The sequence below is a fragment of the Caulobacter sp. GW821-FHT10E02 genome (assembly GCF_059415225.1).
Window position 1 is genome coordinate 238687 of the sequence record NZ_JBWKMV010000006.1, and the last position, 16336, is coordinate 255022.

Below are 16336 nucleotides of genomic sequence, written 5' to 3' on the forward strand. Positions count from 1 at the left end.
CGGTTTCAGCCACGAGCCGGGGGATCAGGGCCGCCCTTTTGGCCCTGCTTCTCCCGGCGGCGCCTCAGCTGCGCCGTTAGAGATATTGTTATGGAATAGGTTAGTTAAGTTAAGGGGCCTCGGAGGCCAAGATTCATAAGGGACTACAATCGCTTATGACAGGGCCGGGTGTGCGATAGACCGTCAGTCGGTGTCTGATACCCCGAGACTGCGGTGGGCGTTCCCCCGCACCTGGGGTGTGCGATGTCCCGAGACCGTCCACAGCTGAGCCGGCGCGACAGGCGGTGTGTGATACCCCGAAGGGCCCGGAATCCTCGCCGGTGGGCGAAACCCCGAAGCCCGTCGTCGTTTTTCGATGCGAAGCCCCGAATTATCGGGGTTTTGGACACCTACGACCGTCCGCGGTGTGTAAAACCCCGAAACTCGGCCGCCCCCCGCCCCTTTGTCGGTCCGCCGGTGTGTGAAACCCCGATGATTGCCGCCCGCGGCGGTGTGTGAAACCCCGTCCGACGGGGTCGGAGCCGGTGGGCGAAACCCCGACGGACCGTCCGAGCCGCCCCAGACCATGAAACGGAGTCCAAAATGGCCTCCAGGCCCGGATTTTAACCGGCCGTTTACCAATTTGGCGGGCGCCGGACCCGGCGACGGTGGGTGAAACCCCGTTAGAGGCCGAAGTCCCCGTGGTTTAAAATGTCCGGACAACAGATTGATTACAAAAGGAAACGGCGGACGCGGTGTGTGATAGCCCGTTAGCTCTCGCCCGAAATCACGCGCCGCTTGGCCCAGGGGTCGAGTCGGCCGTCGACCTCGTCGGCCCGGCGGTCTTCCCGCTCGCGACGCCGACGCGCGGCGTCCTCGGCCTCCAGTTCGGCCTTCAGCTGCACCCGCTCGACGACCGACCGACGAATGAACTTCACGCCCAGGGAGCCGTCGCCCATGGTCAGGAACGACATGTCGTACTCGGGCAGCTCGTTGGTCTCGACGATCTTGCGCAGCATGCGGCCGAACTCCTTGGCCGTGCTGTCCGAACCGGTCTTGTCGCGCAGCGTGGTGACCCGACAGGCCCAGCCCTCGTCCTGGTCGCCGGCGTGCTTGCGGGCGATGCGGTAGATCGCCCGCTCCAGCCCGCCCGAGATCTGGAAGTAGTCGGGGTGAATGGTCAGGACCGCCTTTTCGCGCATGATCCCTTCCCAGACCCAGTCCGACAGCGTGATTTTCAAGGCGATCGGCTTGTCGGTGATCGGGTCGACCTCGACCTCCCAGCTGTCGAGCCAGCTGAAGCGGCGGTCGCGGCCCTTCTTGGCGCGGATCGATGTCGACATGGTCGTGGTCTGCAGGCGGTCGAGCGCCGCCTTCAGGTCGGCGTAGCCCTTGCCGCCCGTGTCGCGCTGGATCGAGCGCAGGAGATCATAGGCCGTTACGCGCAGCGAACGGGGCACGTCGTTCTTGCCCTCGTCCTTCAGGCGGTTGAGCGCGCTGGTCGCCCAGATCAGGATGTCGGCGTCCCAGATGGTCGCCATGCCGTAGGCGGGCACGGCCTCGACCTTCACCGAGACCTCGCCGTCCTGGCTCTTGTATTCAATCGGCTTGAGGCGCTTGCGCTTCTGCAGCGAGAAGAACGGACGCTCCATTGTCTCGCGCTGATCCTTCAGCGAGAGATCCCGCATCAGCGGGATGAAGAGGTCGAACTGGTTGTTGCGGTCCTTGGGGGCCGTCATGCGCCCTGCCCTGCTCTCACGATCTTCTCGGGTAGCGCGATTCGGCCCACGAACCCCGCGTGATGGCCTCTCGCTCGCCCTGGGTCGCCCCAAAGGGCAAATGGGCAAAGCCCCATTTGCCTATTTGCCCATCTGCTATTTCCGGGCCCGCCGCCCGTCTTCCGGCAAGTTGGCCAGGTCGACCGGATAGCCTTTCTCGGCCAGCGCCTCGAGGACCAGGTACTTGACCGTGACCCGTCGCTTGACGGCGTCCATCTTCAGGGCGGTCGAAAGCTCGTCGTCGATCACGAACTTCAGCGAGGTTTCGCGATCGGAGAAGTCCGTCGCCGGCGCGGCGGCCGGCGCCTTGGGCTTGGGGACGGCGCGCGGGGCCGGCGCGGCCGCCACGACCTTGGGCGTGGCCGCCGCCGTCGCGGTGGGCTCGGACTTCGGCGCGGGCGCGAGCACCGGCTCGGCGGCGCCGGCAGGCGCGCTGGTGGTGCGGTTGAAGCCTAGATCCGAGGTGGCCTGGCGCAAGGCCTCGGAGGAGCCCGCGTCATTGATCGGACGGGGGCGCGGGGCCGGCTGAAAGGCCGGGCGTGGGGTCTTGTCGGTCATGTGCTCCCTCCCCTATCAGGCCGCCTGCGCCTGGCGGGCGAGCGCTTCGAGCAGCTCGGCCAGGACGGCGGCGATCTCCTTGGCGGCCTTGGGCTCGCCGCCGGGCGCGCTGGGCGTCATGCCCGTGAAGTGGATTTGCTGATAGGCGGCGCGCTGGATGACCTCGGTGTTCAGCACCGGAATGTCGTTGTCGCGGATCTCCTGGCGGGCATGGCCGGCCACGCGGCTATAGAGCGGGTTCATCTGGCTGAACACGACACGCGCCGGGATGCCGCGCTTGAGCATTTTCTCGGCGCGCTTGACCACCTCGTAGGTGCGGTAGACCTCCTGCAGGTCCATGCCCGAGATCTTGGTCGGGATCAGGACCATGTCGCTTTCAGCGATGGCGTAGGTCACCGCCTGGGAGGCCGCGCCCTCGAGATCCACGAAGACCAGGGCGTACTCACTGGCGGCGTTGGCGATGACGTCCTGGATCTTGGTCTCGTTGGCCTCGCTGATGACCGTGACCTTGCAGTCGTCGCCGGCCCGCTCGCGCCAGCTGCCGACGTGGCCGTTCGGGTCCCCGTCGACGATCGCCACCGAGCCGCCCTGACGGGCGAAGGCGTCGGCCAGGCACATGACGAGCGTGGTTTTGCCCACCCCGCCCTTCGTCGAACACACGCTGATGACCGCCATGGGGAAGCTCCCTTCTGAGGAAATGGGCGAGAGGGCAAAGGGTGACTTGGGGCTCTGGGATAAGCCCCTTTTGCTCAAGTGACGTTATGGCCAATTGGTGAACAGGGGTTTAACCCAATTGGCCATTTGGGGTCATGGGCGAATGGGGAGAGACACTTGTCCACAGAAACCCTCATCCGCAAGAGATCAAGACGTCATAAACGCAACAGGGGTCATGGGGACTTCACCGAAACCCCATCCGAGGATCACCACTCTAACCCATGCTCCCAAATCCGCAAACGCCGTGATGGGCGCTTGCCCTTATGGGTAAAAGACCCAAATGGGGATTTGCCCTTGTTCCCAAGCGGGGAAACGCGCTCTTGGGCAGAACCCAAAGCGGGGGGCTGTCATCCTTAGCTGACCTGCTTCGCCAGGCCGCGCAACCACCCCAATTCCCAAGCGCCCAGATGGGAACTTCCCCATTTGCCCCCTTGCCCCCTTTGGCGCTCTAGAGCCGCCAGGCGCGGTAGCGCGAGCGCCCGCTGACTTCCATCAACGATGACCCCAGGCCGGTCAGAAGCCGTCGGGCCGAATGGCCCGCCACGCCCAGGTGCTCGGCCGCCATCGGCGCGCTGACCAAGGGGCGGGCGAGCAGAAGATCCAGGAGATCGGCCGACCGATCGTGAGCCCGTCGCTCGCCGATGCGCTTGAGAACCACCTGCCGCGCCAGGTCCAGCCGCTTCATCTCGGCCAGGCCAGCCTCGGCGCCGACCGCCATGATCTTCAGCCAGTAGGCCAGGCGGACGGCCGCCGGGGCCATGAAGCCGCGCGGCGGCTGAAGGTGGGTGCGGCGCGGGGCCTCGAATCCCAGAAGGCAGGACCGCGTGCGACCCGACTGGCGCAGGCCCTGGGCGACCATCACGCCGCCGACATAGTTCTGGCGGGGCAGGGGATTGACCAGCCGCCAGCCCTCAAGGGCGGCGGCGGCGCGCAGCAGCGCCGGCGCGCGCTCGGGGAGGCGACGCGACCACTGGACCCACTCCTCGATGGCCTCGAGCGGATCGGCCGTCTCACCCCGACTGATCGAGCGCACCTGATGGACGAGCTCGCCGACCAGGTCGCGGTCCTCGGCGGCGGGATCTCGGCGAACCTCTTCGGGATCGAGAGGGGAGGGGGCCAGGAGCGGCGGCTCGCCGCGATGCCCGGCCAGCCAGGCCGCGCCGTGCGCGGTCTGCAGCTCCGGCCCCGAACCGCGCGCCTTGCGCCGGGCGCGCACCAGCCCGTAGGTCGCGCGCAGGGCCTGGTCGGGCAGGCGCGCATCCATCTGGGCGTCGTGCAGGACCAGGTCCTCCATGTCGACGATCTCGCCGCTGACCCAACCCCAGCCGTTGGCCTCGATGAAGTCGACGCGCGCGGCCCAGCCCTCGGCGAAGGGACAGGTCTGGGCGCGCGCGTCGAGTCGGCTCACCGTGTCCTCGGCCCTGGCGAGGTTCAGAAACAGCCCTTCGACCGATGCGTCCAGCAAGCCCGATTTCCCGCCAAAATGCTCATGCATGGGTGACGCACATTTCTACCCCTTAACTGTGCGTTACGCCATGGGCCGAACGCGACCCCGCCCCGGAGGCTGACCTCCGGGGCGGGGCGGAGGGCGTCAGCCCTCCTCGTCTTCGGGATTGGACTCGGGGCGGTCGAGCGACTTGAGCTCATGGCCCGGGCCGGCGACCACCACCTTGGCGAAGTAGTGTTCCTGACCGTCCTTGTCGGTGTAGCGCTCGTTGCGGATCTCGCCTTCGACATAGACCTTCGAGCCCTTGGTCAGGGTGCGCGATTCCAGCCACTTGACCGTCCCGGGGCTCCAGATCTCGACCTGGTGCCAGGTGGTGAAGTCCTGGCGCTCGCCGCTCTTCTTGGTGTAGCGGCTGGTGGCGACCCGCAGCACGGCGACCTTCTTGCCCTTGGGGGTGGTGCGGATTTCCGCGTCGGCGCCGGTGAAGCCGATCAGTTGAGCCTTGTTCAGCATGGTCTTTCTCCGTCTTCCGCCGGGAAGGGCCCCGGCGGCTCGCGGTCCTTGCCGCGATCACGCGAACCGGCTGGGCGGGGACCAAGGGACGGGCCAAAGCCCGCGGGCGCTGGAAACCGGGCTGCACGCAGCGAAGCGGAGGAAGGCCGGAGGGTCCGGCGACCGCGCCTTGCGCAGCAAGGTCGGCTTTGACCCGGCCCGCCCCGCCCTAGGGATGGCGTGATTGATCGCGCAGGACCCGCGTCCGACCGGGTTCATCCTGGAAAGGCGCCGCAAGACCCTGCTGAGGAAGGCGACGTCGGCGAGCCGCCGACGCGCAACTCCGCCGCAACCCCCATGAGGGCGCCGGCCGCCGTGTCGCGACGCTCCCCGCCCTACACAGAAGCGCGCTGACGCCGGGCCGACACCCCGCACAGGGCTCGGATCCGCAGCCCCGGGACGTCAACCTGCGGCGATCGTCCCCCGACCATGGGCCTGGCGGTCCACGTCGCCGGCAGGCCCCCACGGCCCGCGCCGACCCGGACGGCCAGGCTCCGTCATCACCCCTGGTGGTCGCCAAACCGCGCCACCGGCGCAACGCGCGACCGCTCAAGACCCGATCGCGAGACGACAGGGCGGCGCCTCCCGCCGCCTGGAGGCCGGTCTCAGGGGCGGTGTCGCGGAGGCCCAGGGAACGAATCGCCAACCGCTAGGGCTCGTCGCCGAACCTTCGTTTGGCCCCAGATCTGGCGTTTCGTTCCACCTTCATTCTCCGCTCAAAACGACAAGAAGCGCGGCGGCCCGAAGGCCGCCGCGCCGTCGTCACCCTCGCAGCTTCACGGCCACGCAACGGATCCCGCGCTCGGCCGCCTTCTGGGCCAGGTTGAGCGCCGGACCGAAGGGCTTCAGCTCGCCGCCGCGCGCCGGATCCAGCGAATTGGCCAGGGTCAGCACGCAGACCGGCTCCAGCTCGAGCAGTTCGTCATTGGCCCGGAAGGGCGCGGCCCGTCCGTTGCGATCGAAATCAGCCCGCGCCAGGACCGTGGTGACGCCATGGGAGCGCGCCCACTTCTGGGCCACCTTCTCGCCGCCGCGCGCCCCGGTGACGGCCAGGGCCATGTCGGGCCAGGTCGCCCGCGCCCAATTGAGGGCGTCGAAGATCCGGCCGGCGTCCAGGGCGGTGTCGGCCTGGGGGGCGGCACGGAACCCGACCACGATCGACCCGGGATCGACGGCGCCGTGGCGACGGGCCTTGATCGCCCGGATGGCCTCGCGCGCCTCGACCTGGGCGGCCGTCAGCTTGGAGGCCCTCACGCTGCCGCGCCAGGGCTGCCAGACCTCGCCGGTCGCCAGACCATAGGCCTGGGCGGCGGCGTCGCGCACCATGTCCACGGCCTGGACCGCCACGTCGGCGGCGCGGGTGCGGCGGGTGGCCTCCTGCATGTCGGTGTCGCTGACCTCCGAACCGTCGAAGTCGCGGATGTGGCGCTGCAGTTCGTCGCGGGCGCGGTCGGCCTCGCGCTCGATGCGCTGTGACGCGGCATGGAAGGCGCCGATCAGGGTCTCGGCCAGCACGCTCTGGAAATCCTCCAGGGCGGTGTCGGCCAGCAGATCGAGCAGCTCGGTCATCACGCAATGGCCCAGCTGGGCGAGCGCCTCCTCGGGCGGATGGGGGCGCGGATCGTCAAGGGTCAGGGCCTGGGCCTCGAAGGCGGTGAGGGGGCCGGTGAGAAGAGTGGGGGCGATCGGGATCATGGGATCTGTCCGGGAAGGGTTGGAGGAAGAGCCCGTCGGCTCCCGACCGCCCCGCGCCGCCGGTCCGGCGTTGGCCACAAGGGCTTTGAGCGCAGCGCCCCTTGTGGCCGGCGACGGACGGTGGCGAGGTCGCCGGAGCCAGAGGGCGTCCTCCATCCTTCAGGACCGCAGGCCACCCCCGAGCGTGGCCGCCCGACGCCGATCCGCTCGGCCCTCGCGGTCCGGCCGCAGCTGCAGACGGGGAGGGCAGGCGAGGCGGTGATGGGGCTCGCAGTAGGGGCCCTTGCCTTCGACAAGGGCGCCGCAATAGCCAAAGCCCGCCGCCTTGGGATCGCCGACGGGCCAGCGGCAGACGCGCGCCGACAGGGCGCGCACATCGAACACCCGGGCCACCGCCTCCACGACGACGCGCTCGCGAGGACGCGCACGCACGGCCGGCGCGGCCGGCGGGGAAGGGGGCCTTGGCGCGGACGCCCGACGCGGGGCGCGGGCAGGGGGCTTGCGCGCGGGGCGGCGCGGCGCCGATGGCGTCATGCGCTCGGCCAGGCCCAGCCTGTGGACCTTGCCAATGACGGCGTTGCGGGTGACCCCGCCCAGGGCCTTGGCGATCTCGGCCGCGCTGCGGCCCGCCAGCCACAAGGCCTTCAGGGTCGTGACACGATCGGCGTTCCAGGAGGTGGAAGACATGGGAGGTGCTCGCCTCGACGCGCCCGATCGGCGCGCCCGGCCCTTCCTGCCTCCACCCTTTGCGGCCTCACCGGCCCCGCCGCTCCGATACTGAGTTTCTCCGGTATTGGCAGAACCCCAGATGCAACTTAGAGGCTAAGGTGCGTCGTCGATCGCGTGGTGCGCCGAACCGTCCCCCAAATTGGAACGGCCGGCCGCCCGGGGGGCCAACGTGCATGTCCAGGCTTCGGCTAAAGACGTTGGCGGGTGTTCTATCAAGCGCCTTCTCAACCCCCGGAGCGGCCGACGCGAGCGACGACGCAACCGCCCGCACCGATGAAATCGCGGTCAAGCCACGGCCTTCTGGATCGTAGGTCTCGCCCAGGGTCACATCGGGGTCGTCAGCCGAGGCCGGCTGCTGCCAAGCCGCTGTCAGCAGCCTCGGAATAGGCTCCCGCAAACACCGGGAGCCATCCATGTCCGACCTCGTCTTCTACACCAACCCCATGTCGCGCGGCCGCATTGTCCGCTGGATGCTCGAAGAGATCGGCCAGCCCTACGAGACCAGAATCCTGCGCTGGGAGACCGGCGAGGCCAAGACCGCCGACTACCTCGCCATCAATCCCATGGGCAAGGTGCCGGCCATCGTCCACGACGGGGTGATCGTCACCGAATGCGCCGCCGTCTGCGCATACCTTGCCGACGCCTTCCCCGAAGCCGAACTGGCTCCTCCCGCGAACAGTCCGCTGCGCGGCCCCTATTATCGGTGGCTGTTCTTCGGGGCCGGCCCGATCGAGCAGGCCGTGGGCGCCAAGCTGGTGAACCTGGAGCCGACGAACGAGCAGAGCCGTTCGCTGGGTTTCGGCTGCATCGACGACGTCCTGGGCGCCGTCGAGGGGGCGGTCAGGGACCGCGCCTATCTCGTGGGAGACAGCTTTACGGCCGCCGACCTCTACCTGGCCTCCCACCTGTCCTGGGGGATGACCTTCGGCACGATCGAAAAGCGCCCGGCGTTCGAGACCTATGTGGAGCGCCACCTGCGGCGCCCCGCCGCCGAGCGCGCCGACAGGATCGACGACGACCTCATCGCCGCCGAGGCGCCGCCAACGTCCTGAGCCCAGGCGTCTCTCCAGGCCCTGCCGTCTTCTGACTCGGGGTTGGACCGCGCCTCGACGAGCCTGGTGAGCGATCAGTCGAACCCGATAACGACATTGGCCGCCGGCATGTCGTCCGCCGGGCCGCTCAGCCGCCTGGGCGGTTCGACCGTCCAGGCTCCGCCGTCCGAGGCGGCGAAGACGGTTGGATAGCGGCCGAGCTCGGTCATTCCAGACAGGCGGAACGGCAAGCCCTCGGCGGCCAGCGACGAAACGCTGTCGGCCACATGGAAGTGCAGGTGGGGCCTGCTCGCGTGGCCCGTCGCGCCGACCCGCCCGATGACGTCGCCGCGCTTCACCCTCTGGCCAGGCTTGACCCTCACGCCCCGCGCAAGGTGCTCGTAGACGGCGAAGCCGCCATCGGCGAGCCGCAGGGCGACGAAATTGCCCGTTCCGTCAGCCAGCGGGATCGGCGGCGCGGCAGCGCCGGCGGCGGGCTCGTCCATATCGTCGCGGGTGGCGGCGACGGTGGCGTCGGCGACCGCCAGCACCTCCGCCCCGCGACCGTCGCCGTCGCCCGCGCGGAACCAGTCGATCGCATGGCGGCCTGGGACGTGCGCCGCCCCGTCGACGGCATAGACCATCCGGCGATGGCCGCGTTCGAGCGCGGGGTCGTAGACGGCCGACCAGGGGCCGCCGCGCAGCGGCGGGCCAAGCAAAGGCAACGGTTCGCGAACGGGAACGACCTCGCCGCCCGAGACGCTCGCCCCGTCGAAGACCACCCTATGCCTCAGTCGGCGCGGGACCGGATCGCTCAGAGGCCGGGAGACCTCCCAGTAGACCACCAGGCGCTCACCGGGCTTGGCGATCGCGGGGCCCGGCTTGCGGCCCGGACCGCCGATCGCCCGGTCAAGGGCGGCGCCCTCGAGCGCGGCGATCACCACGCCGGTCGTCGCATCGAGCGCCTCGATGCGCGTCGGATGAAGGTCCGCGCCAGCAAAGTTCGTCAGGTGGAGTTCGTAGACCAGCAGACGACGCCCAGCGATCGCGACGGCGTGCGGTGGATGGATCACGGCCATGTCGAACCCTTGCCGCGCGGGCTGCGCCGCGCCGACCGTCAACATCGCCAAGAGCGCCAACCCAAGATTTCGTAGCATGAGCCTACCCCTTTCGGGGCCCGGGATAGGGCGCCCCCGGGGCCGGGCCGCTAGGGCGTTTCGCCGAGCGGGACCCCCGCGCCCGTCCGGCGGGACCGATCAGGGATCAGGTTGGCCCGGTAGCGACGGCTGAGGCGCAGCTCGCGGCCGTCCGCCATCCGCACCCGCGCATCGCCCCGCCCGGCGCTACGCACCTCCACGACGCGGTCGCGCCGGACGATCGCGCCGCGATGGATCCGGGCGAACGCCTCGGCCGGAAGCCGCTTGGCGAGCGCGGCAAGGGACTCGTCGACCAGTTCGATCCGCGGACCGGCGTGGACCTCGACGTAGTCACCAGCCGCGCCGATCCAGTCGATCGTATCGAGGGCTATGAGCCGCACGCCGCCGGGCACACGCACGCGCAGCGGCTGTGGTGGGTTGGAGACCGTGGACGGGGCGCTCTCCCGCCGCCGGCCCCCGACAATCACCCCCGCGACGATCGCGGCGTAGAGCAGGCTGTCGAGGTCCAGATTGCGCACGAACATGGTGGTCGCGAACGCGGCGCGGGTGGGTGCGCGGTGAGGGTCGGCGTAGATGGACCAGAAGAGCCCCGAAAACAGGCCAACGTGCAGCGCGCAGGCCACCGGCAAGCCCGCGACGTGAAGCAAGAGGCGCAAGGGCCAGGCGGCGACCCGGCCTTCAATCTGATCCGCGGCGAGCGCCACGAGGGGCGTCAGCGGCGCCCAGATCGAGAAGATCGCCACGGAATAGCCGAGGCTCGGCCACCACGGTTGCGGCGCGCCACGCACCGCGGCGACGAGCACGCCCTGCGCGGCGAACGCCAGGGCGATGAACAGCCATGCGCCGACATTGACCAGCATCGCGCGCACGAACCAAGCGCGGTCTCCGAAGCGTCGGATCAGAAAGGGGGCGCGGCGCATGTCGACAGGTCTAGGTCGCCGCTCCCGGAGCCACAACCGGCCTTCGCCAGCCTCGCCGCCGGGCGCGCGGCCCGCCGACCGACCTCAAGTGACCGCCGGCGCGCGCCGTCGCATCAGCCGTTGACGGCGTCCTTGAGCTGCTTGGCCGGCTGGAAGGCGACCTTCTTGCTGGCGGCGATCTGGATCGTTCCGCCGGTGGCCGGGTTGCGGCCGGTGCGGGCCGGCTTGGCCTGGACCTTGAACTTGCCAAAACCGGCGATCGAGATCTCCTCGCCCTTCACGGCCGCCTCGGTCAGCGCCTTGAAGACGCCGTCGATAATGGCCTTGGCCTGGGCCTTGGTCAGTTTGGGCTCGGCGGCCACGGCGGCGTCGACCAGATCCGAAACGTTCACGGGCATACTCCTTGAGAAACCGGACGCCGACACTGCCCGCGATCGGCCAGGCTGTCACCGTCCACGAGGCCGCCGTCGAGAATTCTGTCACCCCCAGGATCGGACCAGACCGGAAGGCGCTCAGAGGGTTTTCCGACCTGTCGCCCAGGTCGCCGAGGCCCGCCCGGACCGCTTGTCGGGCCTGGCCTGACCCCCAATTGCCGCTTGTGGCGCCAGGCCAAGACGGCGAGACTCGCGGCGATGAAATCGAATCTCGACCACCTGCCCGATCGCCAGCACAGGGAGCTGGACAAGATCACCGGCCACCTGCTGCACGGCTTCGAGGCGGCGGTGGCGGGCGGCACCCAGCCGTGGCGGCGCGGGGCCAAGATCTACAAGATCATCCTGTTCGGCAGCTACGCGCGCGGCGACTTCGTCGACGAGCCGGAGAACGGCTATCTCTCCGATTTCGACATCCTGGTGGTGGTCAGCGACGAGAAGCTGACCGACATCGCCGACTACTGGTTCGAGACCGAAGAGAAGATCGCCCGCGACCCGTCGATCGGCCGGATCGTCAATCTGATGGTCAACGACCTCGACGACATCAACCAGGGCCTCGACGCGGGCCTCTACTTCTTCCGCGAGGTGATCGACCAAGGCGTGGCGCTCTACGAAGTCCCCGGCCACGCCTTCAGCCCGCTGAAGCCTCTGACGCCGCAAGCCGCTCTTGCGCTTGGCGAGCGGCACTACAAGAAGATCTTCGGGACAATACGCACGTCGCTCGCGACGGCAGTGTTCCAAATGGCCCAAGGCGAGGAAGACGACTGGTTCCACAAGGCCGCCTTCAACCTCCACCAGACAATCGAGGCGGCTTACATCGCCGTGCTGCTGTTGAACGGCTTCTACGCGCCGCGCTCGCACAACATCAAATTCCTGCGCGCCCAGGCGGAGGCCAAGGCGCCGTCGTTGATCCCGGTCTGGCCCCGCGAGACCCGCGCCCTTCGCAAGCCCTTCGAGAAGCTCAAGCGCGCCTATGTCGACGCCCGCTACAACCAGGACAGCTTCCACATCACCCTGGCCGAACTCGAGCACATGAAGGCAAGCGCCGAGCACCTGATCGCGCTGGTGCGCGAGGTCTGCGACGCGCGCATGGACGAGTTGCGCCGGGCGGCCGGCGAAGGTCCCGAATGAATCTCACGCTGCTGCACAACATCGTCGCCGACCTCACCGTCCGGGCGGTTGCGCTGCGCCCCTCCATCGGGGCATTCGATCTGGTGCTGATGGCCGAGGTCGCGACGACAAAGCCCGCGCCGCTGCCCGGTCAAGACGCGATCCTGCACTGGCTGCGGATCGACGGCATCGACGTCGTCGTGCAATCGCGCTCGGGCCACCGGACACACCTGACGACCTTGCGCCCGCGCGCGACCGCGCGGTTCGAACAGCGTGGCGGCGGGTTCGGCGAACAGGTTGAATTCCTAGCGCAGCTGTCGCCGCGCCAGCTGCTGGCGCTCGAAGACGAACGCGACGGCGGACCGCTTGCGCTCACCTTCCAGGTCTGCGGGGTCGGCGGGGCGCTGGAGGACCTGGTAGGGCGCACGGCGTTGGTTTGCGACCTCTCCCACACGGTCGCGCAGTCGGACTGGATCGCGCAGCTCAAAGCCGCGGGCGCGTTCAGCATCGTCCTTCTGGAGAGCACGCTGCCGATCTCGATCGGCGGCGACGGCGACATCGACATCGCCCGCCACCTTCAAGTGGCCGAGCAGGCCTTCCACAACGGCGACTATCAAAACTGCGTCGGCTCGTGCCGGCTGGCCTATGAGCGGCTCAAACTCGGATCCCAGTCCAAGCTCAAGACGCCGCCCAACGTCATGACCATGTCCTTTCCCGAACGGATCGACTTGCTGATGGCGTCCGCGCGCCATGCCACCCAGCTGGCGCACCACGATGACGGCAGCCATTTGAGCGAGCACGTCTACGGCCGCGACGAAGCGCGCCTTCTTCTGCAGGTGACGGCGGCCGCCGTGGCGTTCTGGCTGAAGCGGTGAACAGGGGGCAGCTCCCGCGTCAGGGATCGTTCTCTAACAGCGGTCAAGTGCGTTGACGCGACGGGCTGCTGTTCTCGTCAGGCGAGGATCGCACGAAGCGCCTGGGTGGCCAGGATCAAGCCCACCACGGTGATGAGCGCGCCGGACGCATAGGGCGCGCGGCGGGCGAAGGTCGAGAACGCGCCGGCGAAACGCTTTTCAGCATGACGCACGCCGATGGCGGCTACGACCCCGACTGTGACCATGGTGATGGCCAGGCCGATCGAGAAGCACAACACCAGCGTCGCGCCCAGGGCGACCTGCTTGAGCTGCAGGCAAAGCAGCAGGACGGTGATCGCGGCCGGACAGGGGATCAGGCCCCCGGTCAGGCCAAAGAGGATGATCTGGCCGGTTGTGACGTCGCGACCGGCGAAGCGCTTCTTGATGTCGTTGGTGTGGGCGCGCTCGTGGGCGTCCTGGTAGCCGGGATCCGAAACGTCCAGGCCGCCGTGATCGTGGCCATGGTCGTGCTCGTGGTCATGTTCGGCGAAGACGACATCGAAGTCGTGGCCGTGCGAGCCGTGGGCGATCGACAGCCGGGCCTCGAACGCATGCGGCTCGGGGATCGCATCGGTCGATTCCAGGAAGGCGCCCTTGTCGACGAAGGCGAAGGTCTGCACCCTGCCGTCGGGGCGCTTGGTGGTGACGGTCAGTTCGCCGGCGCTCGGCGCGTGGCCGCGCTCGGCGGTGACCCGGAAGCAGGGCGGCACGCCGTCCTCGAAGATCGCGAGGGCGACAACGCCGTGGCCAGTGTCGATGCGCCGGACCTCGTCCTCATGGCCGTGGTCGTGATAATGGTCATGCTCATGGTCGTGTTCGTTGGTCTGCGCGCGACCTTCGCGCCAGGTGCGCCAGACCATCCACAGCGCCACGGCGATGATGATCGCCGCGGAGGCCAACTGGAACCAGGGCTCGGCCGTGTCCAGATCGAGGTTGCGCCCGAAATAGAGGCCCGCCAGGCCGATCACCCAGACGATCAGGGTGTGCGAGGCGGTCGCCGACAGGCCAAGCAGGATCGCCTGCCAGACCGTGCCTCGCACCGCCACGATGAAGGCGGCCATCATCGTCTTGGAGTGGCCAGGCTCCAGGCCGTGCAGCGCGCCCAGCAGCAGGGCCGAGGGGATGAACAGCCAGGCGTGCCCGGCGCCCTGGGCGAGAAGATCAGCGAGGGAAGTCATCGGCGCCTCAGAGGTACTTGGCGATGGTCTTGAGCTCGGCCATAGCCTTGCCCGCATCGCGCGGCTCGTCCTCGGCGGCGTGAGCCAGACAGTGGTCGATGTGGTCGTGGATCAGCGTCTTCTTGGCGGCGGCCACCGCCTTCTCGATCGCGTGGAGCTGTTGGGCCAAATCCAGGCAGGTGCGTCCCGCCTCGATCATCGCGATGGTCTTACGAAGATGACCCTCAGCGCGCTTCAGGCGGTTGACGATTTCTGGATGGGTTTCGTGGACGACGTGGGCCATATCCCTATCCTATCCCCCTGGAGGGGATATATCAAACCGCGACTTCCAAATCCGGGCGGACTCGGTGAACGATCAGCCCTGTCGCAGGACGGCGACGCGACGCAGGCGCCTGGCGGTCGCCAGAAACCAGATCATGAGCACGGCGACGAAAAGACGGTTGGTCAGGCCATAGGGCGCGCCCCGATGCAGCGTCAGGAACTGGGCGATAAACGCACCGAGCAACGCGATCGCGATGGCCAACCCGATCCACCGATAGCCCCGCCAGTCCTCGCTTTGGTGAAAACTGACGGCGAACAGCAACGCGCACAGGATCAGGCTGATGACATTGACCAGGAAACTGATGGTGTGAACGTTGCCCGTGGTGGTGGTGACCGCCGTCTCCAGGTCCGTCGGAAAGATCGCCGTCACCAGCAGGCCGAGCGTCGCGACCCACAGCAGCAGAACCGCGGCGCGGCCGGGCAGGGATCTAGGGCCGGCGATCGCCATTCCCCATCCGAGCGCCAGACAGCCCAGGGCCACCGCCACGAAGGCGCTCGTCATGACCCAGCCAAAACGCCCAACCGCGAAGTCGCTGATCATGTGGTCGACGGGTGTGTAGTCCGGCCGAAGACCATGCAGCGCGATGAGCGCTGCGATGAAATAGCCGAAACAGACCGTGGCGATTTCGGCCGAACGCCTCGCCCAAACGAGCCGGCGATCTGTTTGAAGACCCATCATCCGCCCCTCGCGCATGCTCGTCCCAGGGTTTTGAGACGCCTTGCACCTGGAGAACATCGGGGCCAAGCGGGAAAAGCAAGTGCGACCTGCGCGCCCCTGGGCTTTCGCGATGACGGCTGGCGAGATCCGCGTGCCATCCCTCGTCGTCGTCGACGGTTCGGTTTCTGGCGGTAGCGGCCGTCGATCGCCTCTACCCCGCCCCGAAGCGCTCCAACGGCGTGGGCAGGTTCAAAACCAGTTGAGCATCCCTCACCACGTCCAGCCGAAGCATCGTCGATGCGCCGAGTCCATTGAGCAGGTCCGTCAGCGGACCGCCCCGCCTCACCAGCTCCACCCCCCTGGGGAACAACCGCTCGGCGTAGGACAGCGTGTTGGATTGGACGAGGGTCTGATGCCATCGGCCATCGACCTGATGGATCATGGTGTTGGCGCCCATGCGCGATTGGGACGGCACGTCCCGGAATGTCGGTAGAGGCGCGCGCAACAGGAGGTCGGGCGCGCCGTCGCCGGCCGCAACGCTGGCCGTCACTTCGCTGTCGATGCCCACGTCGATCGGCGTGAGCCACTTGGGCAACTGGTAGCCGTAAACGCCACGTACGCGCGCGATCTCGGTCGTGACAGGCAGCGCCAGAACGTGAGCGTAGAAACTGCGTCGGCGGATATCGTCCAGCAGCTCCGGCGCGTGGGGGCCGCTTGCCCCAGGCTGGCGGACGACGACCGCGACCGACGCCTCGTTGTACGGATCGTTGTCGCAAACCGCATAGGAGAAGAAGGTCAGCGCCACCAAGCCCTTGCCCGGAAACGGCCGCAAGGGCTCGAGCGGCCTGGGCAGCGCCGCGCGCAGTCGATCGATCGGCGCCAACATGAGCAACTGAACCGAGCTGCTGCGATAGTAGAAGTTCGGCGCCCAGGTCGGACCGACCCGTGAGTTGACCTGCTGCTTGGGTATTCTCCGGAAGAAGTCGATGTCGCCCGCGGCGGGATCACGCGCCACCGCGTCGAGATCGGGGTTGGACCGGAAGCGGTCGTAGTAGCCGCCGCGCGGCACGCGGACCGTTTGTCCGCCAAATTCAACGTCTGTCATGTTCTCAGCCATGGAGGCGACCTCTTCGGCGGCAACGGGGACGACCAGGCCGGCGCCCG

General features: G+C 68.3%; 17 protein-coding genes. 3 read left to right on the plus strand and 14 right to left on the minus strand.

Features of this window, described 5'->3' with window-relative positions; all coding sequences use genetic code 11:
- Nucleotides 1-749: 749 nt before the first annotated feature.
- The 7 genes from AC07NI_RS25775 to AC07NI_RS25805 form a co-directional block, all read right to left on the minus strand.
- Entirely contained in the window at nt 750-1718 is a 969-nt protein-coding gene (locus AC07NI_RS25775; protein ID WP_494624490.1) for a replication initiator protein A, read from the minus strand.
- Between the two features lie 135 nt (nt 1719-1853).
- Nucleotides 1854-2315 carry a hypothetical protein gene (locus tag AC07NI_RS25780; RefSeq protein ID WP_494624492.1) on the minus strand — a complete coding sequence of 154 codons (462 nt, stop codon included), beginning with the start codon at nt 2313-2315 and terminating at the stop codon, nt 1854-1856.
- A 15-nt stretch (nt 2316-2330) separates the two neighbouring features.
- Nucleotides 2331-2990 carry an AAA family ATPase gene (locus AC07NI_RS25785; protein WP_494624494.1) on the minus strand — a complete coding sequence of 220 codons (660 nt, stop codon included), beginning with the start codon at nt 2988-2990 and terminating at the stop codon, nt 2331-2333.
- 487 nt (nt 2991-3477) lie between these two features.
- Nucleotides 3478-4494, minus strand: a complete 1017-nt coding sequence (locus AC07NI_RS25790) for a DUF1612 domain-containing protein (protein WP_494624496.1) — start codon at nt 4492-4494, stop codon at nt 3478-3480.
- Nucleotides 4495-4620: 126 nt separating this feature from the next.
- Nucleotides 4621-4989 carry a single-stranded DNA-binding protein gene (locus AC07NI_RS25795; protein ID WP_494624498.1) on the minus strand — a complete coding sequence of 123 codons (369 nt, stop codon included), beginning with the start codon at nt 4987-4989 and terminating at the stop codon, nt 4621-4623.
- A gap of 801 nt (nt 4990-5790) precedes the next feature.
- Nucleotides 5791-6723, minus strand: coding sequence for a DUF2493 domain-containing protein (locus AC07NI_RS25800; protein WP_494624500.1), 933 nt, complete (start codon nt 6721-6723; stop codon nt 5791-5793).
- Between the two features lie 159 nt (nt 6724-6882).
- Nucleotides 6883-7410: a GcrA family cell cycle regulator gene (locus tag AC07NI_RS25805; RefSeq protein WP_494624502.1), complete on the minus strand. Its 528-nt coding sequence runs from the start codon at nt 7408-7410 to the stop codon at nt 6883-6885.
- A 455-nt stretch (nt 7411-7865) separates the two neighbouring features.
- On the opposite strand from AC07NI_RS25805, the gene AC07NI_RS25810 reads away from it, so the two are divergent.
- Nucleotides 7866-8504, plus strand: coding sequence for a glutathione S-transferase family protein (locus tag AC07NI_RS25810; RefSeq protein ID WP_494624504.1), 639 nt, complete (start codon nt 7866-7868; stop codon nt 8502-8504).
- A 74-nt stretch (nt 8505-8578) separates the two neighbouring features.
- On the opposite strand, the gene AC07NI_RS25815 is transcribed toward AC07NI_RS25810, so the two are convergent.
- From AC07NI_RS25815 to AC07NI_RS25825, 3 genes are all read right to left on the minus strand, one after another.
- Nucleotides 8579-9607, minus strand: a complete 1029-nt coding sequence (locus tag AC07NI_RS25815) for a M23 family metallopeptidase (RefSeq protein ID WP_494624587.1) — start codon at nt 9605-9607, stop codon at nt 8579-8581.
- 83 nt (nt 9608-9690) lie between these two features.
- Complete coding sequence (locus AC07NI_RS25820; RefSeq protein ID WP_494624506.1) at nt 9691-10560, minus strand: LytTR family DNA-binding domain-containing protein; 870 nt, start codon at nt 10558-10560, stop codon at nt 9691-9693.
- Between the two features lie 113 nt (nt 10561-10673).
- Complete coding sequence (locus AC07NI_RS25825; protein WP_494624508.1) at nt 10674-10952, minus strand: HU family DNA-binding protein; 279 nt, start codon at nt 10950-10952, stop codon at nt 10674-10676.
- A 240-nt stretch (nt 10953-11192) separates the two neighbouring features.
- Between AC07NI_RS25825 and AC07NI_RS25830 the strand changes: the two genes are divergently transcribed.
- Nucleotides 11193-12122, plus strand: a complete 930-nt coding sequence (locus AC07NI_RS25830) for a HEPN domain-containing protein (protein WP_494624510.1) — start codon at nt 11193-11195, stop codon at nt 12120-12122.
- A complete protein-coding gene (locus AC07NI_RS25835; protein ID WP_494624512.1) occupies nt 12119-12976 on the plus strand; it encodes a hypothetical protein in 858 nt (285 codons plus the stop codon). Before AC07NI_RS25830 ends, AC07NI_RS25835 begins: the two co-directional genes overlap by 4 nt.
- Nucleotides 12977-13053: 77 nt before the next feature.
- On the opposite strand, the gene AC07NI_RS25840 is transcribed toward AC07NI_RS25835, so the two are convergent.
- The 4 genes from AC07NI_RS25840 to AC07NI_RS25855 all read right to left on the minus strand — a co-directional run bounded on the left by AC07NI_RS25840 (nt 13054) and on the right by AC07NI_RS25855 (nt 16289).
- A complete protein-coding gene (locus tag AC07NI_RS25840) occupies nt 13054-14193 on the minus strand; it encodes a nickel/cobalt efflux transporter (protein WP_494624514.1) in 1140 nt (379 codons plus the stop codon).
- 7 nt (nt 14194-14200) lie between these two features.
- Nucleotides 14201-14476, minus strand: a complete 276-nt coding sequence (locus AC07NI_RS25845; RefSeq protein WP_494624516.1) for a metal-sensing transcriptional repressor — start codon at nt 14474-14476, stop codon at nt 14201-14203.
- Between the two features lie 72 nt (nt 14477-14548).
- Nucleotides 14549-15208, minus strand: a complete 660-nt coding sequence (locus AC07NI_RS25850; RefSeq protein ID WP_494624518.1) for a DUF998 domain-containing protein — start codon at nt 15206-15208, stop codon at nt 14549-14551.
- Nucleotides 15209-15383: 175 nt separating this feature from the next.
- Entirely contained in the window at nt 15384-16289 is a 906-nt protein-coding gene (locus tag AC07NI_RS25855) for an acetoacetate decarboxylase family protein (RefSeq protein ID WP_494624520.1), read from the minus strand.
- Between the last annotated feature and the right edge of the window lie 47 nt (nt 16290-16336).

Coding starts and splice junctions, on each gene's coding strand:
- AC07NI_RS25855 (WP_494624520.1), bottom strand. CDS start 16,289: ATGGCTGAGAACATGACAGACGTTGAATTTGGCGGACAAACGGTCCGC.
- AC07NI_RS25830 (WP_494624510.1), top strand. CDS start 11,193: ATGAAATCGAATCTCGACCACCTGCCCGATCGCCAGCACAGGGAGCTG.
- AC07NI_RS25805 (WP_494624502.1), bottom strand. CDS start 7,410: ATGTCTTCCACCTCCTGGAACGCCGATCGTGTCACGACCCTGAAGGCC.
- AC07NI_RS25845 (WP_494624516.1), bottom strand. CDS start 14,476: ATGGCCCACGTCGTCCACGAAACCCATCCAGAAATCGTCAACCGCCTG.
- AC07NI_RS25800 (WP_494624500.1), bottom strand. CDS start 6,723: ATGATCCCGATCGCCCCCACTCTTCTCACCGGCCCCCTCACCGCCTTC.
- AC07NI_RS25775 (WP_494624490.1), bottom strand. CDS start 1,718: ATGACGGCCCCCAAGGACCGCAACAACCAGTTCGACCTCTTCATCCCG.
- AC07NI_RS25835 (WP_494624512.1), top strand. CDS start 12,119: ATGAATCTCACGCTGCTGCACAACATCGTCGCCGACCTCACCGTCCGG.
- AC07NI_RS25780 (WP_494624492.1), bottom strand. CDS start 2,315: ATGACCGACAAGACCCCACGCCCGGCCTTTCAGCCGGCCCCGCGCCCC.
- AC07NI_RS25850 (WP_494624518.1), bottom strand. CDS start 15,208: ATGCGCGAGGGGCGGATGATGGGTCTTCAAACAGATCGCCGGCTCGTT.
- AC07NI_RS25810 (WP_494624504.1), top strand. CDS start 7,866: ATGTCCGACCTCGTCTTCTACACCAACCCCATGTCGCGCGGCCGCATT.
- AC07NI_RS25795 (WP_494624498.1), bottom strand. CDS start 4,989: ATGCTGAACAAGGCTCAACTGATCGGCTTCACCGGCGCCGACGCGGAA.
- AC07NI_RS25840 (WP_494624514.1), bottom strand. CDS start 14,193: ATGACTTCCCTCGCTGATCTTCTCGCCCAGGGCGCCGGGCACGCCTGG.
- AC07NI_RS25815 (WP_494624587.1), bottom strand. CDS start 9,607: ATGTTGACGGTCGGCGCGGCGCAGCCCGCGCGGCAAGGGTTCGACATG.
- AC07NI_RS25820 (WP_494624506.1), bottom strand. CDS start 10,560: ATGCGCCGCGCCCCCTTTCTGATCCGACGCTTCGGAGACCGCGCTTGG.
- AC07NI_RS25785 (WP_494624494.1), bottom strand. CDS start 2,990: ATGGCGGTCATCAGCGTGTGTTCGACGAAGGGCGGGGTGGGCAAAACC.